Annotated in this window: 10 protein-coding genes; all 10 read left to right on the top strand. The window is 51.8% G+C overall.

Annotation, left to right across the window (positions count from 1 at the left end; translation table 11 throughout):
* Positions 1–16: 16 nt before the first annotated feature.
* Positions 17–5,614, top strand: coding sequence for a type I polyketide synthase (locus ACH6EH_RS18075; RefSeq protein ID WP_397333309.1), 5,598 nt, complete (start codon positions 17–19; stop codon positions 5,612–5,614).
* Complete coding sequence (locus ACH6EH_RS18070) at positions 5,607–12,122, top strand: amino acid adenylation domain-containing protein (protein WP_397333308.1); 6,516 nt, start codon at positions 5,607–5,609, stop codon at positions 12,120–12,122. The genes ACH6EH_RS18075 and ACH6EH_RS18070 overlap by 8 nt, the downstream gene beginning before the upstream one ends.
* A 29-nt stretch (positions 12,123–12,151) precedes the next feature.
* Complete coding sequence (locus ACH6EH_RS18065; protein ID WP_397333307.1) at positions 12,152–12,910, top strand: thioesterase II family protein; 759 nt, start codon at positions 12,152–12,154, stop codon at positions 12,908–12,910.
* Between the two features lie 169 nt (positions 12,911–13,079).
* Positions 13,080–14,279: an alanyl-tRNA editing protein gene (locus tag ACH6EH_RS18060; RefSeq protein WP_397333306.1), complete on the top strand. Its 1,200-nt coding sequence runs from the start codon at positions 13,080–13,082 to the stop codon at positions 14,277–14,279.
* 135 nt (positions 14,280–14,414) lie between these two features.
* Positions 14,415–15,632, top strand: a complete 1,218-nt coding sequence (gene sstT, locus ACH6EH_RS18055) for a serine/threonine transporter SstT (protein WP_397333305.1) — start codon at positions 14,415–14,417, stop codon at positions 15,630–15,632.
* A 121-nt stretch (positions 15,633–15,753) separates the two neighbouring features.
* Entirely contained in the window at positions 15,754–16,140 is a 387-nt protein-coding gene (locus ACH6EH_RS18050; protein ID WP_397333304.1) for a hypothetical protein, read from the top strand.
* A 204-nt stretch (positions 16,141–16,344) separates the two neighbouring features.
* Positions 16,345–17,379 carry an ABC transporter substrate-binding protein gene (locus tag ACH6EH_RS18045; protein ID WP_175415295.1) on the top strand — a complete coding sequence of 345 codons (1,035 nt, stop codon included), beginning with the start codon at positions 16,345–16,347 and terminating at the stop codon, positions 17,377–17,379.
* A complete protein-coding gene (gene fhuB, locus ACH6EH_RS18040; RefSeq protein ID WP_397333303.1) occupies positions 17,376–19,478 on the top strand; it encodes a Fe(3+)-hydroxamate ABC transporter permease FhuB in 2,103 nt (700 codons plus the stop codon). The genes ACH6EH_RS18045 and fhuB overlap by 4 nt, the downstream gene beginning before the upstream one ends.
* A 175-nt stretch (positions 19,479–19,653) precedes the next feature.
* Positions 19,654–20,382, top strand: coding sequence for a sulfite exporter TauE/SafE family protein (locus ACH6EH_RS18035; RefSeq protein WP_397333302.1), 729 nt, complete (start codon positions 19,654–19,656; stop codon positions 20,380–20,382).
* A gap of 290 nt (positions 20,383–20,672) precedes the next feature.
* On the top strand, positions 20,673–23,735 hold the full coding sequence (locus ACH6EH_RS18030) for a PAS domain S-box protein (protein WP_397333301.1): 3,063 nt from the start codon (positions 20,673–20,675) through the stop codon (positions 23,733–23,735).
* Positions 23,736–23,777 lie beyond the last annotated feature (42 nt).

Below are 23,777 nucleotides of genomic sequence, written 5' to 3'. Positions count from 1 at the left end.
TATCTAGGGGTGAAAAATGATGGTAGAAGTCGGTCAGAGGATGAGCAGCGGTGACAGCGGTGACAGCAGTGAAGTCAGAGAGCCGATCGCAGTGATTGGCATGGGCTGCCGTTTTCCCGGTGGTGCGCGTAATCTTGAGGACTTTTGGAGCATGCTGTGCCAAGGGGTGGATGGCATTGGCGAGATCCCTGAAGATCGCTGGAATATTTCCAGCTATTATGATCCTGATCGGTCAAAGGCTGGAAAGACGAACACGCAATGGGGTGGGTTTCTAGAGCAGATTGATCAATTTGATGCGGCTTTTTTCGGGATTTCACCTCGTGAGGCATCGTTGATGGATCCACAGCAGCGGCTGCTGCTGGAGGTTTGCTGGGAGGCGCTGGAAAACGGCGGACAAGTGGCTGAACGATTGAAGGGGACGAAGACCGGAGTCTTTATGGGAGGCTTTACGCTGGACTATAAGCTGCTTCAATTTGCAGAGAGCAATCGGCATCTGGTTGACTCCCACACAGCCACAGGAGCGATGATGACACTGCTCGCGAACCGGATTTCTTACTTCTTCGACTTTCGGGGACCGAGCATCTCTTTAGATACGGCTTGTTCCTCATCGCTAGTTGCTGTTCATCTGGCCTGCCAAAGCATCTGGAGCGGTGAGAGCTTGCAGGCTCTTGCAGGCGGCGTGAACGTAATGCTAAAGCCAGATTATTTTATTGCCGAATCCAAGGCGGGGATGCTTTCACCGGACGGTCGCTCCAAAGCGTTCGACTCCAGAGCTAATGGTTATGTGCGAGGCGAAGGAGCCGGAGTCATCCTGCTGAAGCCCTTGACGCAGGCTTTGAAGGACGGAGATCCCATTCATGCACTTATTCAAGGAACCGGTGTAAACCAGGACGGTCACAGTTCTGGCATTACCGTTCCACGCGGGGAGTCTCAGCGACAGCTCATGCAAGATGTATACAGGGAGGCGAACATTGCTCCATGTAATGTACAGTATGTGGAGGCTCATGGCACAGGCACCCCTGTTGGCGACCCGATTGAGGCAAATGCACTGGGTTCTGTTTTATCCGAGGGCCGCGGTGAAGGAAATGTCTGCTACATAGGCTCTGTCAAAACAAACATTGGCCACACGGAGGCAGCTGCCGGTATTGCAGGGTTCATCAAAACTGTGCTGTGCCTGAAGCACCGACAAATTCCGCAGCATCTTCATTTGCGGAAGGGAAACCCGGATATTGAATTTGACAGGCTCAGGCTTCGTATTCCACAAGAGCTTACTCCGTGGCCAGAATCACAAGGACCGCGAATCGCTGGTGTCAATTCCTTTGGATTTGGCGGAACGAACGCCCATGTCATATTACAGGAGGCGCCGGAGGCATCCTCACTGTGCTCACGCCTTGTACAGAATCAGGGAGAGGTTATCGAGGACTATCTGATCCCGTTATCGGCACGGAGTGATACAGCGCTTCAAGCGTATGCCAGTCATCTCCTTGACAGCGTCCGAGATCAAGAGTCCCCGGCCTCTGTGAAGCAGCTGGGCTACGGACTGGCGCTGCGTCGTGAACACCATAGCTGCAGAACAGCTATCGTTTCAAGCTCTACGGAAGAATGTATTGCAAAGCTGAACGATTTGCAGTCCGAAGAGTTCCCGCTTGCGGCCTCAGCCTCCAGCTTAAATCGAGACGGATCCGCAGCATCCCCTCCGCGTATTGTGTTTGTATATACGGGGATGGGGCCGCAGTGGTGGGCTATGGGACGCCAGCTTTTTGAACAGGAATCCATATTCCGGGAAGCAGTCATCCATATTGATGACATCTTTAGGTCCTATTCCGGCTGGTCACTGCAGGATGCCATGCTGGCGGAGGAACAGGATTCACGGATGCAGGATACCGAGGTAGCCCAGCCTGCCAACTTTGCCGTGCAGATCGGCCTTACAGCGCTGTGGCGCTCATGGGGCATTGAGTCAGCAGCTATTGTGGGACACAGTGCCGGTGAAGTTGCGGCAGCTTATGCTGCAGGTGCAATGAGTCTTGAAGAAGCAGTCCGGGTTATCTATCACCGCAGCTCTTTACAGCAAACGACTACAGGACAAGGTCGGCTTGTGGCGGTCGGCCTTCCGCTTCAGCAGGCCAGATCCCGAATTCAAGGCATTTCTCAATCGGTATCCATTGCTGCGATCAATAGCCCGGGTTCAGTAACGCTAGTAGGCGACCCTGCGATGCTGCAGCCGTTGACTGAGGAGCTTGAAGCTGAAGGTGTTTTTTGCAAATATCTGCAAGTCAATGTTCCTTACCATAGTCACTATATGGACCCGCTGCAGACAGAGCTTATGGATGTGCTGCATGATCTGGAGCTGCGGCCTGAAAGCGTTCCTATGTACAGTACCGCAACGGGGCATAAAGTAGCAGGTAGCGATCTGGATGCCGAGTACTGGTGGCGAAATGTACGTGAGCCCGTTTATTTTGCTTCTGCTGTTCAGGATATTCTGGAAGACGGATATCGATGGTTTCTTGAGGTCGGTCCTCACCCTGTGCTGGGAAGCTCTATTAAAGAATGCTTACAGAAGCAAGGAGTGGAAGGATACGTATTGCCGTCTCTTAGACGCAGCACGCCGGAACGCAGAACCATGCTGGAATCACTGGGCCTGTTGTATGCACACGGCTGTCATGTCCGCTGGGATGTGCTTTATCCGGATCAGGTTCCATTCATTCCGTTTCCGTCCTATCCGTGGCAGCGGGAACGCCACTGGCAGGAGTCTGCTGCCTCAATTCAAGATCGGATTGAGAAGGAGGTTCATCCCTTATTAGGACGGCGTATTCCATCGCCTGATCCTACCTGGGAAGTGGAGCTGGATCTTTGGAGACTGTCTTACCTCAACGATCACCGGATCCAGAACGCTATAGTATTCCCTGGCGCAGGCTATGTAGAAATGGGTATGGCTGCCATGCGGGAATGGTACGGAAAAGCTGCACATGCCCTGTATACCGAGAATATCAGCTTTGTGAAAGCGTTATTTATCGACAACAAAAGCACCGTTAAACTCCGGATCATTGTGGATCCACAAGCGTCCTCCTTCAGCATATACAGTAATCCGCAAAACTCGGAATGGACTTTGCATGCAGAAGGGAAGGTAAGACCTTTCCGGGGCAAGAGAGATGCAGAACGCCTTCATATTACAGATTTGCAGCAACGCTGCCGTAAAGAAGTGGACAGTGACGTATGCTACGAGCATTTCAAGACGATGGGCTTGGAATACGGGAAATCATTTCAGGGTATACGCCAGCTGTGGCAGGGAGATGGAGAGGCACTGGCCAGCGTGAATGTCCCTCTCGACATAAGTAGTGACCTGACCTCTTATCGGATTCATCCGGCTGTGCTGGACGTGTGCTTCCAGGTGATGGCGGCCGCTTTGCCTATATCCACCCAATCCTCTTCAGTTTACATGCCGGTTCGTGTCGGTGAAGGCTTTGTTTTCGGTGATCTTACCCCTACGATGTGGATTTACGCTAAAATCACACAACAGAATGAGCAGGGTCTCGAAGGTGATATTCAGCTATTGGACGAAGCAGGGCATGTGATTCTGGAGATTCGTGGCTGTCACGCGGTATCACTTCGGGATGAGCAGGAGCCGGCTTCAAAAAAGCAAAGTCATTACGAGCTTCGATGGGAATTACAGCAGCGGGACAATGACATAACGCCTTTATCAGCCAACACAGGACGATGGATCGTACTGCAGGATCGTCAGGGTGCTGCGGATAAACTGGTAGCGGAGCTGGAGCAGAGAGGGCACTCGTGTATACGAGTATATTCAGATCCTGATATGCGTTATCGATCGGACCTTGCGCTCGGACGATATTGGGTCAACCCGCTTACCCCCAATGACTTCTCATCATTGTTACAAGATATTATGGATGCAGATGATGCCGATCCAGCCGGTATTGTCCACTTGTGGAGCCTGGACGCAGCATCGGCGGGTTCCCTTGATCTGGAAGGTCTCCAAAAGGCACAGGACGAAGGTGTTCTAGCAACGATGCATCTGGTGCAGGCAATGTCAAATCGTATCTGGCGGAAGAAGCCCAAGCTGTGGCTTGTGACGCGAAACTGTCAGCCAGTTCAAGATCACGGTCAGCCCTTAGAGATTGCCCAGTCCATGATATGGGGATTAGCACGTACTATTGGACATCAGGAGCACATGGATATGTGGGGAGGCATTGTTGATCTGGAGGATGTAGACGACGCAGGTCGGCTTGCTGACGAATTGTTATCCTCTGACGGAGAAGATCAAATCGCTTTTCGTGGCGGAGAGCGCTATATACTTCGGTTAACGGATCAGGCAGAATCCCCTTACCAAGTACCGGCAGCATTGCGTGCGGACAGCAGCTATCTCATCACAGGTGGTTTGGGAGGACTCGGTCTTCTTATCGCCCGCTGGATGGTTGAACGTGGTGCGCGCCGGCTCATTCTGCTGGGCCGCGAGTCGCTGCCGCCACGTTCCAGGTGGTCTGATCCAATAGACAACCACACACTGGCTCACAGAATTAAAGCTGTACAGGAGCTTGAGCGGATGGGAGCTTCGGTTCATGTGGCAGGATTTGATATTGCAGATGAAGAAGAGCTTGCCCGATTCGTCGCGGACTACGAACGGGAGCACTGGCCTGCTATTCGAGGCATCGTTCATACAGCCGGAGTAGCCCAGCCTCAGCTTCTGATCCAGATGGACCAGCAGCAGTTTCGTAATGTTTTGAGGCCGAAGGTGATGGGGGCCTGGAATTTACATTCTCAGTTTGCGGACAAGCCCCTGGACTTCTTTGTCCTGTTTTCATCCATCGCCTCCGTCGTCGTATCGCCGGGACAGTCGAATTATTCGGCGGGCAACGCTTTCTTGGACGCCGTAGCACATCATCGCCAAAGGCTTGGCTTACCCGCACTCAGCATTAACTGGGGACCGTGGGGCGAGGTCGGAATGGCGACACAGCTTGACCTAATTACATTTTTTAGTCATCGCGGCCTGTATCCGATGAGTAATGAACAGGGTCTAAAGGCGATGGAGATTCTGCTCGGTCAGCAGTCGGTACAAGCAACAGTCGTTGCTGCAGATTGGCCGGTCGTCGCCGAGAAGAATTTCCCGATGGGGATTGCGCCAATCATGCTGGAGCAGCTGGTGGTTCAGCAGGGAGATACTCAAGCTCAGCAGGGACCTTCCAATCACTCCGTCGACATCCTTAGCCAATTACAGCGTCTTCCGGACATGGAGGCACGAAAGCATCTACTGGAGCAATATATAACAGAGGTAGCTTCTTCCATCCTGCGGATTCAGAGTTCGCAGCTGCTGCCGGATCATCCCATTCATGCTTGGGGGTTGGATTCTATGATGGCGATTGAACTGAAGAATGTGATTGAATCCAGTTTAGGTACGAATGTGGCTGTCGTTGAACTGCTAAAAGGCTCCAGCGTGGCGCAATTGGTGGCACTTTTGCTGCCGCAGCTGCCGGTGCCAGGTGAGCAGAATGACAGCGATGAGGTACAGGCATTGCTGTCAGAGGCGGAGTCACTGAGTCTTGAAGAAGTCGAAGCGCTGCTGCAGGAAGCGGCTGCCGGCAGGGGGAACGAGCATGCATGAGACCTTAAAGGACAAGCTGGCCGCACTGACTGCTGACCAACGAATGGAATTCTTAAAAGGAATCAAAAAAAAGCTGCAGGAGTCCCCCGCTGACGAAAAGCCTGTCACCGCCGGGAAATCCAAGGAGAGATACCCTCTCTCCTTTACCCAGCAGCGGCTCTGGTTCTTGCAGGAGCTTGATCCACAGAGCCCGTTTTACAACATTCCATCGGGGTTTCAACTGCGTGGCGATTGGGATGAGAAGCTGCTCAAGCGCAGCATGGAGGAGCTGGCACGCCGGCATGATGTGCTGCGTACGACATTTGCTTCGGACCAGGAAGGTGCGGCTGTTCAGATCGTGGCAGACCTTCCCCGCCTGTCATGGCAATCTGTAGATCTTCAAGCTCTGCCGGACCAGCTGCAATCACTAGAAATGATGCGGGTTCAGAATGAAGATGTCCAGAGACCGTGTGATTTACGAAACGGACCCGTGTGGTGGGCTACGCTCGTCAGGCTAAAGAGTGACGAATATCGTCTCATTGTAACGATGCATCATATCATATTCGATGGGTGGTCGCTGAGCGTTTTCATTAAAGAGCTGGCAGCCATCTACCAGACTTTAGCTTCCGGTGCTGAGGTATCTTCACTCCCGGTTCCAGCACTCCAATATTCAGACTATGTGGCCATGCAACGAGAAAAAGTGAATGAAATGGTGTTGGACAAGCAGCTTCGTTATTGGACCGGGCATCTCCAGGGTCAACTGCCGGTGCTTGAGCTGCCAACAGATCGGCCGCGACCACCGGTTCAGACGTTTAAAGGGGCTGCGTATACTGTGCTGCTGCCTCAGGCGCTGTATGACGACTTGAAAACATTTAGTCGAAAACAGGAAGCTACGTTGTTTATGACTCTGCTCACTCTCTTCAAGGTACTCCTCTACCGTTATTCAGGACAGACTGACATTACGGTAGGTTTTCCGATCTCCGGCCGTCATCTGCCTAACACTGAGCAGGCCATCGGCGTGTTCGTGAACACACTGCCCATGCGAACAGATCTATCCGGCGAACCCTCTTTTGCGGATCTGCTTGGTAAGGTTCGCCAGACGGCACTGGAGGCCTATGAGCATCAGGATATTCCATTTGATCGACTGGTAGATGCAGTGAATCCTGAACGGAGCTTGAGTCATAACCCATTGTTTCAGGTGCTGTTTACCTATCAGAATGCGCTGCCTGAAATGATGCTCGGCGAACGCTCCATTGTATATGAAGCCGTGGACGGCGGGACGGCGAAATTTGATGTTTCACTGGACATTTACGAAGGTCCTGAAGGTCCTACATGCATATTTGAATACAATACAGATCTGTTTGACCGTCAGCGTATTGTCCGAATGGCTGATCATTTCTGCACTCTTGCGGAATCCGTTGTACGTATGGAGGATTGCCCCATTTCTGCATTGCCGATGCTATCTGAGACAGAGCGGCATACCATTCTTTACGAATGGAGCGGAGAATCCTTGGCATATGAACGTGAACTGCAGATCCATCAATGGTTCGAGCGGCAGGCTGACGCAACGCCTGAACGGCCTGCTTTAGTGCATAACAAACAAGTATGGACCTACGATGAGCTGAATGCGAGAGCAAATCAGATCGCACGTTCACTGCAGCAAGCAGGTGTTGAGCACGGCAGCCGTGTAGGCATTTGTCTGGAACGTTCCATGGATATGGTCGCCGCCGTGCTGGCCGTTCTGAAAGCAGGGGGTGCATACGTGCCCATTGATCCCAGCTACCCGGCTGACAGGATAGAATTTATGCTTGAGGACGCGCAGATTTCTATTCTCCTGACACATATGCAGACCACAGATCATTTTAAAGACTGCTCCATCAATCAGATCTCTCTTGATGGTGAGACATTGTTAAATTTTGCAGGGGAGAAAGGCAATCTTCCCGTTTCCGGTACGGAGAACAGCTTGGCTTATCTCATTTATACCTCGGGTACAACGGGGAAGCCCAAAGGCACAATGGTACGCCATTCCAGCTTGGTGAACGCCCTTGTTGGCTGGGAGAAAGCATACCGGCTTTCATCGGAGACCCGCTCGCATTTGCAGCTGGCCAGCTTTTCGTTTGATGTGTTCACGGGCGATTGGATTAGAGCGCTCTGTTCCGGAGCCAAGCTTGTGCTGGTGGATAAGGATGTAGTCCTCAGTGCGGAGCAATTGTACGAGACCATGGTGCATGAGCAGGTGGATTGCGCGGAATTTGTGCCGGCTGTTTTCCGAAATCTTGTTCAGTTTCTGAAGGAAACAGGTCGAACTCTTGATTTTATGCGTGTGCTGTGCATTGGATCTGATCGGTGGTATGTGCATGAATACGAGATGTATAAAATGTTGTGCGGTCCTCAAACCACATTGATTAACTCTTATGGTTTGACCGAGGCCACGATCGACACTACGTACTGTGACTCAGGCGTTGAAGACCTATCACCACATCAGCTCATGCCGATCGGTCGTCCGTTTCCCAACCAATATGTCTATGTGTTAGACGCTTCACAACAGCCGGTTCCTGCTGGCATCGAGGGTGAATTGTATATTGGCGGGAGAGGGCTGGCTGCAGGCTATTGGAACCGGCCGGACCTAACTGCAGAGCGATTTGTACAGCATCCATTCAGTGACGAGGAAGGCGCGCTGCTCTACCGAACAGGTGACAGGGCTCGTTTTCTATGGGATGGCAGGCTGGAACTGATAGGGCGGATGGACAATCAGATCAAGCTGAGAGGATATCGGATTGAGCTCGGGGAGATTGAGACCTCCATTACTTCTTATCCAGGGGTACAGGCATGTGCTGTAAAGGTTTGGGAGGATTCTATCCTGGCGGCTTGGATTATCCCTGAAGACAGCAGTGAGGTGAACATTGAAAGGCTGCGCCAAGCCCTCAAGAATATTTTGCCGGATTACATGGTGCCTGCTGCCTATATCATCGTGGATACACTGCCTCTTACGGTTAACGGAAAAATAGATCTGAACGCGCTGCCAGCGCCGGAAATATTCATGGACCTGAACAATGCTTATGTATCACCACGAACGCTGACCGAGGAGATGCTGTGCGAAATCTGGACTGAAGCTTTTAGAGTGCCCAGAATGGGGATTCATACTGACTTCTTTGTCAGTGGAGGCCACTCTTTGTTAGCGATTCAGATTCTCGCCCAGATCCGCAAGATTTTTAAGGTAGATCTGTCCATACAGGTACTGTTTAAAGCTCCGACCATTGCAGAGCTCGCTGCTGTAATTGCGCAAGAGAAGGGTGAGCTTGAACACTATAAAGAAGCCATTCATGAAATACCGGAATGTATACCCGACGCCGAAAATCGCTACGAGAAGTTTCCGCTAACCGATGTACAGCAAGCCTACTGGATCGGAAGAAACGATGCATTTGAAATGGGCAATGTTTCGACCCATAGCTACGATGAACTGGATGTGGAGGATTTCGATGCCGATCGTTTCGAGTCGGCCTGGAACAGACTCATTGTTCGCCATGACATGCTACGGGCTATTGTTACGGATGATGGGATGCAGCAGGTGCTGAAGGAGGTTCCTTTCTATCAGATTCCATTTATACAGCTTCAAGAGCTGGAACCGGAAGAAGTCGAGCTGAAGCTCGCATCACTGAGGCAGGAGATGTCGCATCAGATGCTTGCAACGAACAAGTGGCCCGTGTTCGATCTTCGAGTCAGCCTGCTTCATAACGGCAGAGCCCGGATACATCTGAGCTCGGATGCGCTGATGTTTGACGCCTGGAGCTACGTCGTTCTTCTGCGGGAGCTGGCCGAACTGCACCACAATCCGGATGCCGAGCTGCCGGAGCTGAAGATTACGTTTCGGGACTATGTCCAGGCCGAGGAACGGATGAAAGCGTCAAGTGCATACCAACGCTCCTTGGAGTATTGGAAATCGCGTGTGCCTGAATTGCCTCCGGCTCCGGAGCTTCCAATGGCCAAATCCCCGGATTCTTTGAAAAACCCATACTTCACACGCCTGCATAACCGCTTAGAAGGAGATCATTGGAGCCGTTTAAAAACTAAAGCAACGTCCATGGGTCTGACGGCATCGGGTGTGCTGCTTGCTGCCTTTGCCGAAGTGCTTGCTGTCTGGAGCAAGCATCCGCGGTTTTGTCTGAATCTGACCTTTCTGAACCGGATGCAGCTGCATCCGCAGGTTAATGAAATGGTTGGGGAATTTACGTCACTCACTTTGCTGGAAATCGATGGATCGGGCTCCGATCGTTTTGTAGAACGCGCGGCAATGACACAGACAAATCTATGGAATGATCTTGAACATCATCACGTCAGCGGTGTGCAGGTGTTGCGCGAGCTGAGCCGAATGCACGGTCAATACCAAAGTGCGCTTATGCCGGTCGTATTTACGAGTGCATTGACGTTGCCTATCCCCGATCGCAAGCTAACAGGATTCGACTTGAAGCCGGTGTATAGTATTACGCAAACCTCGCAGGTATGGCTGGATTGCGGGGTGTGGGAAGACGAAAAAGTACTTTACTGTAATTGGGACGTCGTTCGGGAGCTGTTTCCGGAGGGCATGCTGGAGGAGATGTTTACCGCTTTTTTCGACCTGCTGTACCGGCTTGCTAATGAAGACGCCATCTGGCATGAACAAAACGTCATTCGTCATCCTCACAGCTCTCTGCTTGATTCAGCCGGCGAAAGGAAAGAACAGGAAGAATCTGCGGGTTTAATGCTACATGAGCTGTTTAGCCAAAAAGCCAGACAATTTCCTATGCACACTGCCGTTTCCATGCTGCAGCGTTCTATGACTTATGAAGAGCTGGAGCGGCTGACGAATCGGCTGGGCCGCAAGCTGCGTCAATCCGGTGCAGGGGCGAATCAGCTTGTTGCTGTGATGATGGAGAAAGGCTGGGAGCAGATCGCAGCCGTTGTCAGCATCTTGAAGTCCGGCGCAGCGTATCTGCCGATTGATCCGGAGCTGCCTCAGGAACGCATTGACTATTTGTTAGAGCAGGGCGAGGTAAGTATTGTGCTTACCCAGCCACGGATTGAGGAGGTGATGAACCGGCAAGACAAGTCCATCACCTGGCTCATTGTCGACGATGGAGTTGCTGAAGGCGTTGAGGATGAACCGCTGGAATCAGCCCAGCAGTTGAAGGATTTGGCGTATGTTATTTTTACGTCGGGATCGACAGGTAAGCCTAAGGGCGTCATGATTGACCACTTGGGCGCAGTCAACAGTATTTTAGATGTGAATGATACTTTTAATATTACTGAAAAGGATCGGGTGCTGGCTTTATCCTCGCTTAGCTTTGACCTGTCTGTTTATGATATTTTCGGTGTTCTGGCTGCAGGTGGGACGATCGTTTTGCCGGAGGCTGCGAGCAGAAAAGATCCTGCACACTGGATGTCATTAATGCAAAAAGAGCGTGTAACCTTGTGGAACTCGGTTCCGGCTTTAATGGGGATGCTGGTTGAATACGCTGCAAGCAGGCTTGTAGATGTGCCGGAATCGCTGCGTCTCATTCTCCTTAGCGGGGACTGGATTCCGCTCAAACTTCCAGAGAATATTCGTTCCTTGTCAAAAGGTGCAGAAATTGTGAGCTTGGGAGGAGCGACGGAAGCTTCCATCTGGTCCATTTTATATGTAATCAAAGAGGTGAACCCTGGCTGGTCCAGTATTCCTTATGGGCGTGCGATGCGAAATCAAGGCTTCCACGTGTTGAATAGTGCTTCATTGGAGCCATGCCCTGTGTGGGTGACGGGACATCTGTATATTAGCGGAGTTGGATTAGCCAAAGGATATTATCGTGATGATGAAAAAACGGCGTCGAGCTTCATCATTCATCCCCGCACGGGAGAACGTTTATACCGGACAGGCGATCTGGGACGGTATTTGCCTGATGGAAACATTGAATTTTTAGGCCGTGAAGACTTTCAAGTCAAGGTCCAGGGGTATCGTATTGAATTGGGCGAAATCGAGGTCGCACTTACTCAACATCCAGAGGTTCGGGAAGCGGCTGCTGCTGTCGTGGTTGCGGAAGATCAGAAGCCAAGGCTCGCTGCGTATTGGACAGGACGCGAAGCTTCTGCCGAGATTACGCAGGAAGAACTGCGGAGCTACCTTTCCAGCAAGCTGCCTCACTATATGCTTCCGGCGGTTTTCTTGAGATTGGAGTCGATGCCGCTCACAAGTAATGGAAAAGTAGATCGGAAGGCACTGCCAGTCATTAAGCTAAATGTATCCTCACCGCCAATGGATACCGTTCTCCCTCGAACAGATCTGGAGGAAAGACTGGCGGAATTATGGCGGGATGTTCTGAAGCTAAACATTGTTGGTGTACATGACAATTTCTTTGAATTAGGCGGAGATTCACTGCTTGCCGTTCGATTCATGATTAGGCTGCAGCATGAGATGGGAGAGAGTCATCCGCTGCGAGTCTTATTCGAGAAACCGACGATCGCAGAGCTTGCAGTATATCTGGAAAGCCTTGTATTTGCTAGTTATGCTCTGGAATAGATGTTGGTGCGAGAAAGGAGTACAGCTCAATGAACAATACATTAGCGGCCGGCCATCCGTGGATTCACATTCCTGAACCCCGTCCCCATGCTCAATTACGCCTTGTTTGCTTGCCATATGCGGGAGGAAATCATTTGATCTACCAGCATTGGCCCCAGAAGCTTTCCACACAGATTGAAGTGCTTGCTGTGAAGCTGCCGGGGAGAGGCGAGCGTTTTATGGAACAGCCGCTGGTTCACCTTGATGAAATGATTGATCGTTTACTCCATGAAATCATGCCATATACGGACAAGCCATTGGCGCTGTTCGGTCACAGCATGGGTGCCATGATCGCATTTGAGCTGGCGCGTAAACTCAGTGCTTCCCGCACTGGACAGTTGTCGCATTTATTCGTCTCCGCCTTTAGTGCCGTTCACCTTCCCCGCCCCAAGAAGGGCCGTCATTTATTATCGGATGAGGAACTAAAGCATGAGCTGCGCCAGTTAAACGGCACGAATGAGGAGCTGCTGAATCATGCGGAGCTGATGGAGCTGTACATGCCTGTGATCCGGGCAGATCTTGAACTGTGTGATACGTATCAATTTCGACCGGGCGAGCCTTTAGACTGTGGTATTACCGCTATCGGTGGAAGGAAGGATGTGGATATCCATGAAGATGATCTGGACGCCTGGCGCATCCACACTAGTCGTGGCTTTGAGATGCATATGCTGCAGGGTGACCACTTCTTCCTCCATCCTGAAGCGGATCTACTGCTTCGCATCCTTGAACATTCACTAGGAAAGCAATAGAGGTCAGCAGCCATCTGTAATGAATTGTTATTAGTACAGGAGAGCCTCTCGGGCTTTCCTTTTTCTTTACGCCCGGCGCACGATATGCAGCAATTTTGAAGATTTATGTTACATTAAAAGCGGTATAGAGAAGAAATCTCAATCCAACAAGAACAGTGAGGACACAGCGATGACACAAAAGCTATATTACAGCTCTGCTTACATCCGGGAGTGGAGTACAGAAATAACAAATACTGTTGAGCGGGAGGATGGCATCTATATTACGCTGGAGGAAAGTGCCTTCTACCCGGAGGGAGGCGGGCAGCCGAGTGATTACGGCTGGATCGGCAACGTTAAGGTGCTGGGTGTACAGTCAGAGAGGGGTCAATTGCTCCATCAGGTGGATCAGCTGCCGGCGGGCGGCGACGTGAACTGCCGTCTGGATTGGCACCGAAGGTTTGATCATATGCAGCATCACAGCGCTCAGCATTTATTGTCGGCAGTTTGTCTGCAGGAGCTTTCAGCATCCACGTTAAGCTTTCATCTCGGTCAGGATTATTGCACGATTGATATTGAAAGATCACAGCTTTCTCAGCAAGAGCTGCGGGATTTGGAGCTGGCCGTTCAGCAAGAGATTTATGAAAATCACTCTATCAAGAGCTACTGGGTCAGCTTGGAGCAAGCGGAGGCGCTGCCAGTCGTCAAGCCTCCGGCTGTAACTGGAGACATCCGCATCGTAGAGATTGAAGGGATTGAATATAATCCATGCGGCGGGACTCATGTCTCGGCTACGGGAGAGATCGGGATGATCAAGCTGCTGAAGTGTGAGAAGCAGAAGGGACATACCCGGATTTATTTTAAAAGCGGGTATCGAGCGCTGCAGGAATTCAATCAGAGTGCAGACATTCTCGCCAAGCTGTCAGTCCGGTTCCATGCGCCGAAGGAAGAGATGATGAACCGCGTGGCCAAATGGGAACAGGAGCAGAGGCAGCTGCTGGTACAGGTTCAAGCATTAAAAGCCGAGAATGACGCCTATCTCGGAGAGCGCCTGCTGGCGCAGCGTGACGGAGGCGTAGTTCACTCATCCTTTGCAGACAGGTCGCTCAAGGATTTGCAAAGCCTGGCCCTTAGGATGATCCAACAGGAGGATGTGGTCACCGTGCTGAAGTCCGACCCCGATCTTAAAGTGCTTATCGCACATCGGGGTGACCAACACCCCGGCTGTGGTGCCTATGTGAAACAGCAGCTTCATAGCGGAGCCAAGGGCGGGGGCAGCGACAGCATGGCTCAGGCGAGCTTTACCACGGCAGAGGATGCTAACGTGTTTTATGAAGCGGCTGTGAAGGCTTTCGCGTCCTTAACGCGGCAAGATGCAGCGGAGCAAGCCTGAGCCATCTGGATGGGAAAAAGAACCATCCCTGCACAAGCCATCTATTCCGTGATAAACTAACGCTACACCTCGCTACAGCGTTATGGTATTCCATCGGCGTAGCCAAGTGACTTACCTATGAACCGGAGGAATACGATGAAATCAGTATTTGGGGCATGGAGCCGAATCAGTCTTGTCAAACGAATCGGTTGGGGAATCCTGGCCGGCGTAATTCTTGCCTTGGTGCTTCCGGATGCGGCAGTCATTAGTATCCTGGGCTCTCTATTTGTATCTGCATTAAAGGCCGTTGCTCCGCTGCTGGTGCTGCTGCTGGTTATGTCGGCTATTGCCAATCATAAGCCAGGAGGCAGGACGAACATGAAGCGGATCTTGATGCTCTACGGCATCAGTACGTTTATGGCAGGCTTGATCGCGGTAGGGGCGAGCTTCCTGTTTCCCGTTTCCCTATCGCTGGTAACAGGCACGGAGGACCTCGCTCCTCCTGAAGGAATTGCTGAAGTGCTGCAGACACTGTTGTTTAATATTGTGGATAACCCGGTCCATGCTCTGATGAATGCGAATTTTATCGGGATTTTGGCTTGGGCGATTCTGCTTGGGGCAGCTCTCCGGAATGCCGGTGAAACGATGAAAAATGTGCTGGCTCAAGGCGCCGATGCCGTTTCGCTCATCGTTCGGTGGATCATTCAGTTTGCACCCCTCGGCATTTTAGGACTGATTTTTGAATCCATTACTTCTAATGGACTGGAGTCCTTGCTGGATTATGGTCAGCTGATTCTGGTGCTCTTAGGCTGCATGCTGTTTGTGGCTCTGGTGATGAATCCCTTGATTGTGTTTCTTCACCTTCGCAGAAATCCGTATCCGCTTGTGGTTCAGTGTCTGAAGGAAAGCGGACTTACAGCGTTCTTCACCCGCAGCTCGGCAGCCAATATTCCGGTTAATATGAGACTGTGCGAGAAGCTCGGGCTGGACAAGGATACGTACGCGGTTTCCATCCCTTTGGGTGCGACCATCAATATGGCGGGAGCGGCGGTCACGATTTCTGTTCTGACGCTCGCAGCAGTTCACACCTTGGGCATTGAGGTGGACTTCGGCACGGCGCTGATTCTCAGCCTGTTATCGGCTGTATCCGCGACCGGGGCCTCGGGGGTAGCAGGGGGCTCACTGCTGCTGATTCCGCTGGCTTCCAGTCTGTTCGGCATTCCCGGCGACATTGCCATGCAGGTGGTAGGTGTGGGCTTTATCATCGGCGTACTGCAGGATTCCTGTGAGACCGCATTGAACTCTTCATCGGATGTGCTGTTTACAGCTACAGCTGAATATGCCGGTCAGCGCAAGGAGTTTGGCGCAAACTAGCCGCCGTTGAAGGACTTTAGGCGGGCTGGTACTCATATACTGTGGTAGACCTGATTGACAAATACCTGAAAAGGCATAGATCCTTATCAGGTATTTGTTATGTACAAGGAGGGATTTAACGATGCTGGTACAGATTTGTGGAGCTGTGTTTTCTTTTATTGTTGCCATCGTGATATCGTTTCAGATCGCTCTTGCGCTCGGCATGCCTTGGGGGAGTTACACTATGGGAGGCAAGTTTCCCGGTAAGCTTCCGGTGTTCATGAGGTTCATCTGTTTGCTTCAAATTGGCATTCTCGGTGGCTTCGCCGTCCTGGTTATGAGTCAATCTGGCCTTATCCCAGGTGCAGAAGCGCCTTCTGTCTCCAGTAAGTGGATCTGGGCTGCGGTTGCTTTTTCAGCGGTAGCGGTGATTCTCAATCTGATCACTCCGAGCGTTCAGGAACGCAGAATCTGGGCGCCGGTGTCAGGCGTTTTACTCATAACGAGCTTAGCGGTAGCCGTTCTATAGATTTTGGGTATCTGATCAAAGCCTCCGCTTGAGGTGAGTCGAAAAATGTAACTGTAAAAATTAAGCTCCTGAAATCTCTCTGAAAAAACAGGATTGACAACCTCTTTGATAATGGTTATCATTTATCTATGTTGACGATAATGATAATCGTTATCAATCGGTATCATCAACCATACATAACGAGAGATAAAGGAGAGAAATACATTGCGTAATATGAAAGGCTTGTTCTTATTGTTCGTCATGTTCAGTGTACTGTTAGCAGGCTGCGGGGGCTCTGGCACAGCTTCAAACCAAAGTGGGGGCAGTGAATCCGCACCTGCAGGCGAAAGCGCCAGTCAGGGCACAAGTGGTGCACAAAGTGAGGCACAGACCCGGACCATTGAGCACGTGCTGGGAACTACAACAATTACAGGTGTACCAGAGAGAGTGGTAGCATTGGAATGGCTGTATGCCGAGGATGTGCTGGCTCTGGGCATTCAGCCTGTTGGCATCGCGGATATTGAGAATATGAATAAATGGGTGAACATTCCCGTGGAGATTGGAGCAGACGTTATGGATGTCGGTTCCCGTCAGGAACCAAACCTTGAGCTGATTGCTTCCTTGAAGCCGGACCTGATTATCGGTCTGAAGGGAAATCTTGAAGCAAACTATGCGGCGTTTGAGAGCATTGCCCCGACGCTTGTATTCGATCCTTATCCTGCAGAAGGCAATGGTGATCAATATGAGGAGATGATCAGTACGTTTAATACGATTGCGGACGTTCTGGGTAAGCAAGAAGAAGCAGCCAAGGTGCTGGACGGCCTGGATCAGACCTACGCTGATGCTAAAGCCAAGCTGGATGCTGCCGGAATGACAGAGCGTCCGTTCACGCTTGCTATGGGCTACAGCAATCAGAATGCCGTTACGTTCCGAATCTCGACGAATAATTCCTTGGCCATTAAGATTTTGGAGCACATCGGTCTTCAAAATGCTTATGAGCCGAAGCAATTTGAAGTGTACGGCTTTACAACAGCAGACGTTGAAGCGCTGCCTCCTTTGCAGGATTCGAACTTCCTGCACATCATTCAGGAAAGCGATAACGTCATCGACAATCAGCTGAAGGACAATCCTGTCTGGAACGGATTGAACTTTGTTAAAGAGAACCGGGTGTATGCCCTGGGCGGTGATATGTGGCCATACGGCGGGCCGCTGTCTGCTCAGGTTATGGCTGAGAAGACAGCGAATCTGCTCACTCAATGAGCCTGATGTCCTCTCATTCCCATTCCAGCCCGGCCAGTGCTCCTCCAGCTCCTACCGCTTCCCGCGGCAGGAGCTGGAAGCCGTTATGGATGCTGGCTGGCGGAATTACCGCGCTGCTGGTGCTAACCTTCCTCAGCCTGACTCAAGGTCTGGCTGACATCTCCGTTCAGACTGTAGTTCAGGCACTGCTAAATCCTCAGGATCTTGCAGACCATCATATGATTCGCAGTGTCCGGCTGCCGCGCACCGTGATGGGACTGCTGGCTGGAGGAGCGCTGGCTGTATCTGGCGTCCTCATGCAGACGGTCACCCGCAATCCGCTAGCCTCGGAGACGACGCTTGGCGTGAATGCCGGCGCTTACCTGGCTGTCGTAGCCGGGATGATTTTCTGGCCAGGTCTTCTGCACCAATATGCCATGCCTTTGGCGGTGCTGGGCGGAACGCTCGCAGCGCTGGCCGTCTTTGCCCTCGCTGGCCGATCGGAAGGGGCGCCGCTCCGCATTGCACTGTCAGGTATGATTGTGACCCTGGTCCTGTCCTCCGTAACCAGTGCGCTGGTGCTGCTCAATCAGCAGACGACCCAGGGTATCTTTCTATGGGGCTCCGGGTCGCTGATTCAGAACGACTGGGACGGTGTCGCCTTTTCGTGGCCATGGATCATTGCCGGTCTGATCGCGCTGTGTCTGTCTGCCCGCCACTGGGACGTGCTTACCTTAAATGAGGAAAGCGCACGTTCACTCGGTCAACGAGTGGGCACAGCCCGCTTTGTGGCTATGGGCGCAGCGATCGTACTGGCTGGTGTCACGGTGAGTGTGGTTGGACCCATTGGTTTTATCGGTCTGATGGCACCGCATCTGGTCCGTCTGTCCGGTGTCATCCGCCATGCGGGTCTCATCCCGCTTGCTGCGTTATGGGGGGCGGCGCTTCTTGTTGGCGCAGACACGATTGCCCGCATGTTCGTGGATGCCTATGGCGAGCTACCGGTAGGCGCAATTACTGCCATGCTGGGAGCCCCCTGCCTGATCTGGCTGTCGCTGCGCGTCTCACGCTCTATGATTGGCAGAAGTGGCAGCGGCGGCGGCTCGATGATCACCGGCGGCCGTCTTCGAAGGGTGCCATATCCGGTCATGATATTACTGTGCAGTATGCTGCTCCTTCTGGTGTGGGTATTTAGCCTGATGAGCGGAAGCCTGAAGATCCCACTGGCAGAGGTCATAGCCGTTCTTAGTGGTGGAGGAGACCCCCTGTATCGCCAGATTTTGCTGGATTTCCGGCTTCCCCGGCTACTTACTGCGGGCTTGTCCGGCATGGCTATTGCGATCAGCGGCAGCCTGCTGCAGCATGCGGTTCGGAACCCGCTGGGTGATCCTCAGGTGATCGGCGTTACGAGTGGTGCTGGCGCTGGTGCGCTGCTGCTCATGGTCGCTTTTCCTCAGCTGTCTGCAGCCTGGGTGCCTGCCGGAGCTGTACTGGGAGGGATGCTGGCCGCAGCACTCGTCTACGCCGTTTCATGGAGAAGGGGCCTCCATCCAACAATTCTTACTTTGGTAGGGATTGCCGTGGCCGCTTTGGGCTCGGCCATCATTAACCTCATGATTATTTATGCAGAGGTGGATGTCGCCCCGGCCTTGTCCTGGATGGCTGGCAGCACGTACAATCGAAGCTGGACCGAGGTACAGCGAATCGTTCCGGCGATTCTAATACTGGTGCCGATTGCTGTCTGGCTGGGACGCCGGGTAGACCTGTTGAATTTTAATGAAGAAAGCTCCATTGGGCTTGGACTTCATGTGCGGAATACCCGCATGGGTGTCGCCGTTATCGCGGTACTGCTGGCGTCGATCGCGGCGGCCAATGTGGGCTCGGTCGGCTTCATCGGTCTGCTGGCACCGCATGCAGCCCGGATGCTGACCGGCGCCAGCCACCGGAGATCCATGATTCTTGCAGCTCTGCTTGGAGGCATATTGCTAGCCGGGGCAGACTGGATCGGTCGTGTGGTCATCATTCCGAAGGAGCTGCCCTCCGGCATTGTTACCGCTCTGCTCGGAGCACCCTATCTGCTGTATTTGATGTGGAGAAGCAATAAAGTAAAGGTGAAATGACCGCTGACTGTCTCAGTCAGCTTGCCGGCTCGTGCGTAATGACACGGGTCGGTTTTTTTGCGTTATAGGGAAGCTGATGCCCGCAAGCTCTAACCCTATACAAAAGAGGCTGAAGGTGAGACAATATTCTAGTTTGCATTTTCTAACGTTAAAGCATCGGAGAGGAAATTTCAGCTTGGATATTTTATGGATAACAGGAATGCTCGTCATTGTGCTGGCTGGCTTTATTCAAGGCCTGACGAGCTTCGGCTTTGCATTGATTACACTGCCTTTTTTGGCCCAGCTGGTGCCGCTTACGGAGGCTGTACCGCTTGTGGTTATTTTAAGCCTGTGTACAAACCTGGTCATATTTACACAAACACGCGATTTTATCGATTTGAGATCCATCTGGCTTCTGATTCTTTGCAGCGTACTGGCTGCCCCTTTAGGAACCAAGCTGCTGCTGGTTGTGGAGGCTGGCCTGCTGAAGGCGGTAAGCGGTGCAGTCATCGTCGTGGCCGCCGGTTTATTGCTGGCCGGACGTTCATATCCCATCCGGAGAGAGCGGCTAGGGATGGTGCCGGTAGGGATTCTGACCGGACTCTTGAACGGCAGCATCTCCATGAGCGGACCGCCGGTCGTATTGTTTTTGTCCAATCAAGGGGTAGACAAGCAGGTTTTTCGAGCCAATCTCAATGTATACGGAATTCTATTAAATCTGGTCACCATCAGCACCTTTATATATAGCGGATTAATTACAGAAGCGGTGCTGCTCCAAACGGCATGGTATATCCCTTGCCTGCTGATTGGCGTACTGATCGGGCTAAAGGCAGTCCGAAGATTAAACGAGCAGCGGTTTAAACGATTTGCGCTCGGATTCATTCTGATTTCGGGAGGCTGGCTGCTGATCCAGTCCTTATTCTGATGGCGACAGGAATCGCCTTTTTGGTACTTTTTGAGGCCTCTTTTTTTCATGCTTGCGCATATAGGTTTGTCTGAGCTGTTTCAGTTTCGCTATAGGAGCTTATAGATATAATGTAGAAGGTCTATTCTATGGTGTACATATTAAGAATGATTGGCAGCACGATGTCCTCAGACGATCGAATAAACCCCCTATAAACAGGCAGATCTCGGCACCCCATGTATCCCTCCAATTAGCGAAGGATCATTCTTTATACAAGCATAATGGCAGTAGTCGGAAGGAGTCTGGGTTCAATGAACATACAGCAGGAATATGAGTGGTCTGGGATTTGGCTGTCCCATGTGAAGGAGCTGGTCATTTTTTACCGGCAGGATGGGACCATTGCTTATGTTTCACCATCTTGTCTGAGAATCCTCGGGTATGCTCAGGAGGACATGATTGACAGACATCGAAGTGAGTTTGAGCTAAAAAGGGATGTGCCTTATTGCTCCTACGCTCATCATTTTGGAGAAATCGAGTCTGAGGAGCTGCATTTGCGCACCATGTCTCATCAAGACGGCCGGATCCTCTGGTTCGAGGCGGAAGAGCGAGAGATCGACAGGCTGCCGAACGGCGAACCTGGAACGATGTCAACCGCCAAGATCATGACGGAGCAGAGAAGAAAGATGCTGATGTGGTCGTATGCCCGCTCGATGGTACAGGTCGGCTATTGGGATTGGGACTTTGAGAGCGGCAAAATATATTTCTCCCCGGAGATTCGCGACATGGTCGCTGGAAAGGTACAGGCTCTGGAGCAATCCCCGCAGCCCTTCTATGACATTATTCACCCTTCAGACGTGGATACTGTAATCAAGACGCTGAATACTAGCACGAAGACCGGACAAGGCGGCGATATCCGGTTTCGCATCCTGCTGCCCGGGGAGACCTGGCGCATGCTCCGCTCTGTTTGGGGCGTCTTTAAGACGGAGGATGGTCAATTAAGCCGGATATTCGGCGTTATTCAGGACATTACGGAATCGATTGAAATGGAAGAGAAAATGCTGGAGAGCGAGCGCATGTACCGTCTGATTGCGGAGACCTCCGGCGACTGGATTACGCTTCACAAACCGGATGAAGCGGCTACAGTCCTGTATTCCTCTCCGGTCTGTAAATCCATGCTGAATTATGAACCGGAGGAGCTCGTCGGGATCCCTGCATTTGATATTATTCATCCGGATGACCGGGAGCCGGTTGCCGAGTTTTTGGGCCGGGAAGGGATCCATGAGGACGACCGAATTACTCTTAGAGCGTTACATAAAGATGGACATTATATCTGGATTGAAACCTCCAGCCGCAGACAATATAACGAGAAGGGTGAAATTACCTCTTTTATCTCCGTGTCGAGAGATATTACAGAACGGAGAAAGGCGGAGCAAATGCTGAAGGAGAATCAGCAGCGCTATAAATCCTTATTCGATCATAATCCGTTCGCCGTCTATTCCATGAACCTGAATGGCGACTATTTAACAGCCAATTCTAATCTCCAAAAAATCACAGGCTACACCCTCGAGGACTTGATCGGCATGTACTGGGGACCGCTCGTGCATCCGAAGGATCTGGACAAAACCAACTATCATTTCAATCTGGCCAAGCAGGGAGAGCCGCAAAGCTATGATCTGACAATCATTCATAAAGACGGTCATCTCGTTGAAATTAACTCGACGAATATACCGATTGTGGTCGATGGAGAGATCGTTGGAGTGTACGGCATCACCTATGATATTACAGACCGCAAGCGGCATCTGGAGCAGATCGAGAAGCTGAGTAATCAATATAACCTGATCTTGAACAGTGTCAATGAAGGTATTATCGGCTTCGATGAGGAGGCCCGGCCAATCTTCATTAATCCTGCTGGAGCCGGCATGCTTCAAATGGATCCAGGCGAGATTAGCGGCTACAGCTATGATGAGTTTATGAAGCAGTTCCAGACCAATGTGGCTCTCCAGTCTGAGAATGCGGGGATTTACCGCGCCATTCAGGATGGCAGAAGATATGCCGTCAGTGAAGCTGTACTGCTTCGAAAGGATGGCTCAAGCTTCCTGGCAGACTATCAGGTGACTCCGATCTGGGATAAAGGCGTGCAGAAGGGTGCCGTTGTCGTCTTTCGGGATATTACGTCCGAGAAGGAAATTCTGAAAGCCAAGGAGATGGCAGAGAAAGCAGACCGGGCCAAATCAGAATATCTGGCGATTATGAGTCATGAGATAAGGACCCCGATGAATGGCATCATGGGGATGGCCGATCTGCTGGATGAGACACTGTTATCCGAGGAACAGCGAAGCTATCTGAATACGATACAAACGAGCTGCAACGCTTTGCTGCGCATTCTGAATGAAATTTTGGATTTCAGCAAGCTGGAAGCCGGAAAGATGGAGCTGAGCCACGAGCAGTTCTCTCTACACTCTGTAGTTGGCAGTGTGGTAGATTTGTTCCTTCCGCGCGCAAATGAGAAAGGAATCTCTCTTGAGGCAGACATTGAGGACAAGGTCCCGGTCCTTGTGGAAGGAGACGAGGGCCGCTTCCGGCAGGTGCTGGTGAACCTTGTCGGCAATGCGGTGAAATTTACGGAGGAGGGAAGCATCCGAATTCACGTTAAATATGAATATGCCTCCTCCATACACTCAGGCGGATGGTTTACAGTCTCCGTGACGGACACCGGAATCGGTATCCCGGAAGAGCGGCGCGACCAGCTCTTTCAATCCTTCTCCCAGCTGCATCCGTCGATTAATTTGAAATATGGCGGCACAGGGCTGGGGCTGGCTATTTGCAAAAAACTGGTTGAGCTGATGGGTGGAACGATCGGAATGCAGAGCAGGGACGGGACAGGGTCAAGCTTTTATTTTAGCCTGCCGTTTATGGGTCGTAACAAAGACAGTGAGCTGGCGGCAACGCCCTCCAGTCAGCCTCGGCTTCCAGAGCCCGAATCCGACTCCTCTGCACGGAGCTCTTACGCCTTGCGGGCCTTGATTGCGGATGACAATCTGATTAACCGGACCTTGCTGTCCAAAATGCTTGGGAAATTCGGGCTGCACACGGATCAGGCAGAGAATGGAAGGGAAGCCGTTAAGGCTTATGAAGAACAGCGGTATGATATCATCTTTATGGACATTCAGATGCCGGAAATGAACGGCTTCGAGGCCGCGCAGGCGATTCTCCAGCAGAGCAAGGACGGCCGCTCGCCGATTATCGTTGCGGTTACCGCCTTTGCGCAGCAGAACGACCGGGAAGCTTGCCTGGATTGCGGGATGCATGATTTTATTAGCAAGCCTGTCTACGTATCAGAGATCAAGCGCGTATTAAACCGATGGTTTCATTAAAAGCTCTTACCATCATCATTCGCAAGGGAGGCTACAGCCTCT

Origin of the sequence: Paenibacillus sp. JSM ZJ436, assembly GCF_044383795.1 — a bacterium.
Lineage (GTDB): Bacteria > Bacillota > Bacilli > Paenibacillales > Paenibacillaceae > Paenibacillus_AQ > Paenibacillus_AQ algicola.
This window is presented reverse-complemented; position numbering and strand designations above follow the sequence as displayed.

Coding starts and splice junctions, on each gene's coding strand:
- ACH6EH_RS18075 (WP_397333309.1), top strand. CDS start 17: ATGATGGTAGAAGTCGGTCAGAGGATGAGCAGCGGTGACAGCGGTGAC.
- ACH6EH_RS18070 (WP_397333308.1), top strand. CDS start 5,607: ATGCATGAGACCTTAAAGGACAAGCTGGCCGCACTGACTGCTGACCAA.
- ACH6EH_RS18065 (WP_397333307.1), top strand. CDS start 12,152: ATGAACAATACATTAGCGGCCGGCCATCCGTGGATTCACATTCCTGAA.
- ACH6EH_RS18060 (WP_397333306.1), top strand. CDS start 13,080: ATGACACAAAAGCTATATTACAGCTCTGCTTACATCCGGGAGTGGAGT.
- sstT (WP_397333305.1), top strand. CDS start 14,415: ATGAAATCAGTATTTGGGGCATGGAGCCGAATCAGTCTTGTCAAACGA.
- ACH6EH_RS18050 (WP_397333304.1), top strand. CDS start 15,754: ATGCTGGTACAGATTTGTGGAGCTGTGTTTTCTTTTATTGTTGCCATC.
- fhuB (WP_397333303.1), top strand. CDS start 17,376: ATGAGCCTGATGTCCTCTCATTCCCATTCCAGCCCGGCCAGTGCTCCT.
- ACH6EH_RS18030 (WP_397333301.1), top strand. CDS start 20,673: ATGAACATACAGCAGGAATATGAGTGGTCTGGGATTTGGCTGTCCCAT.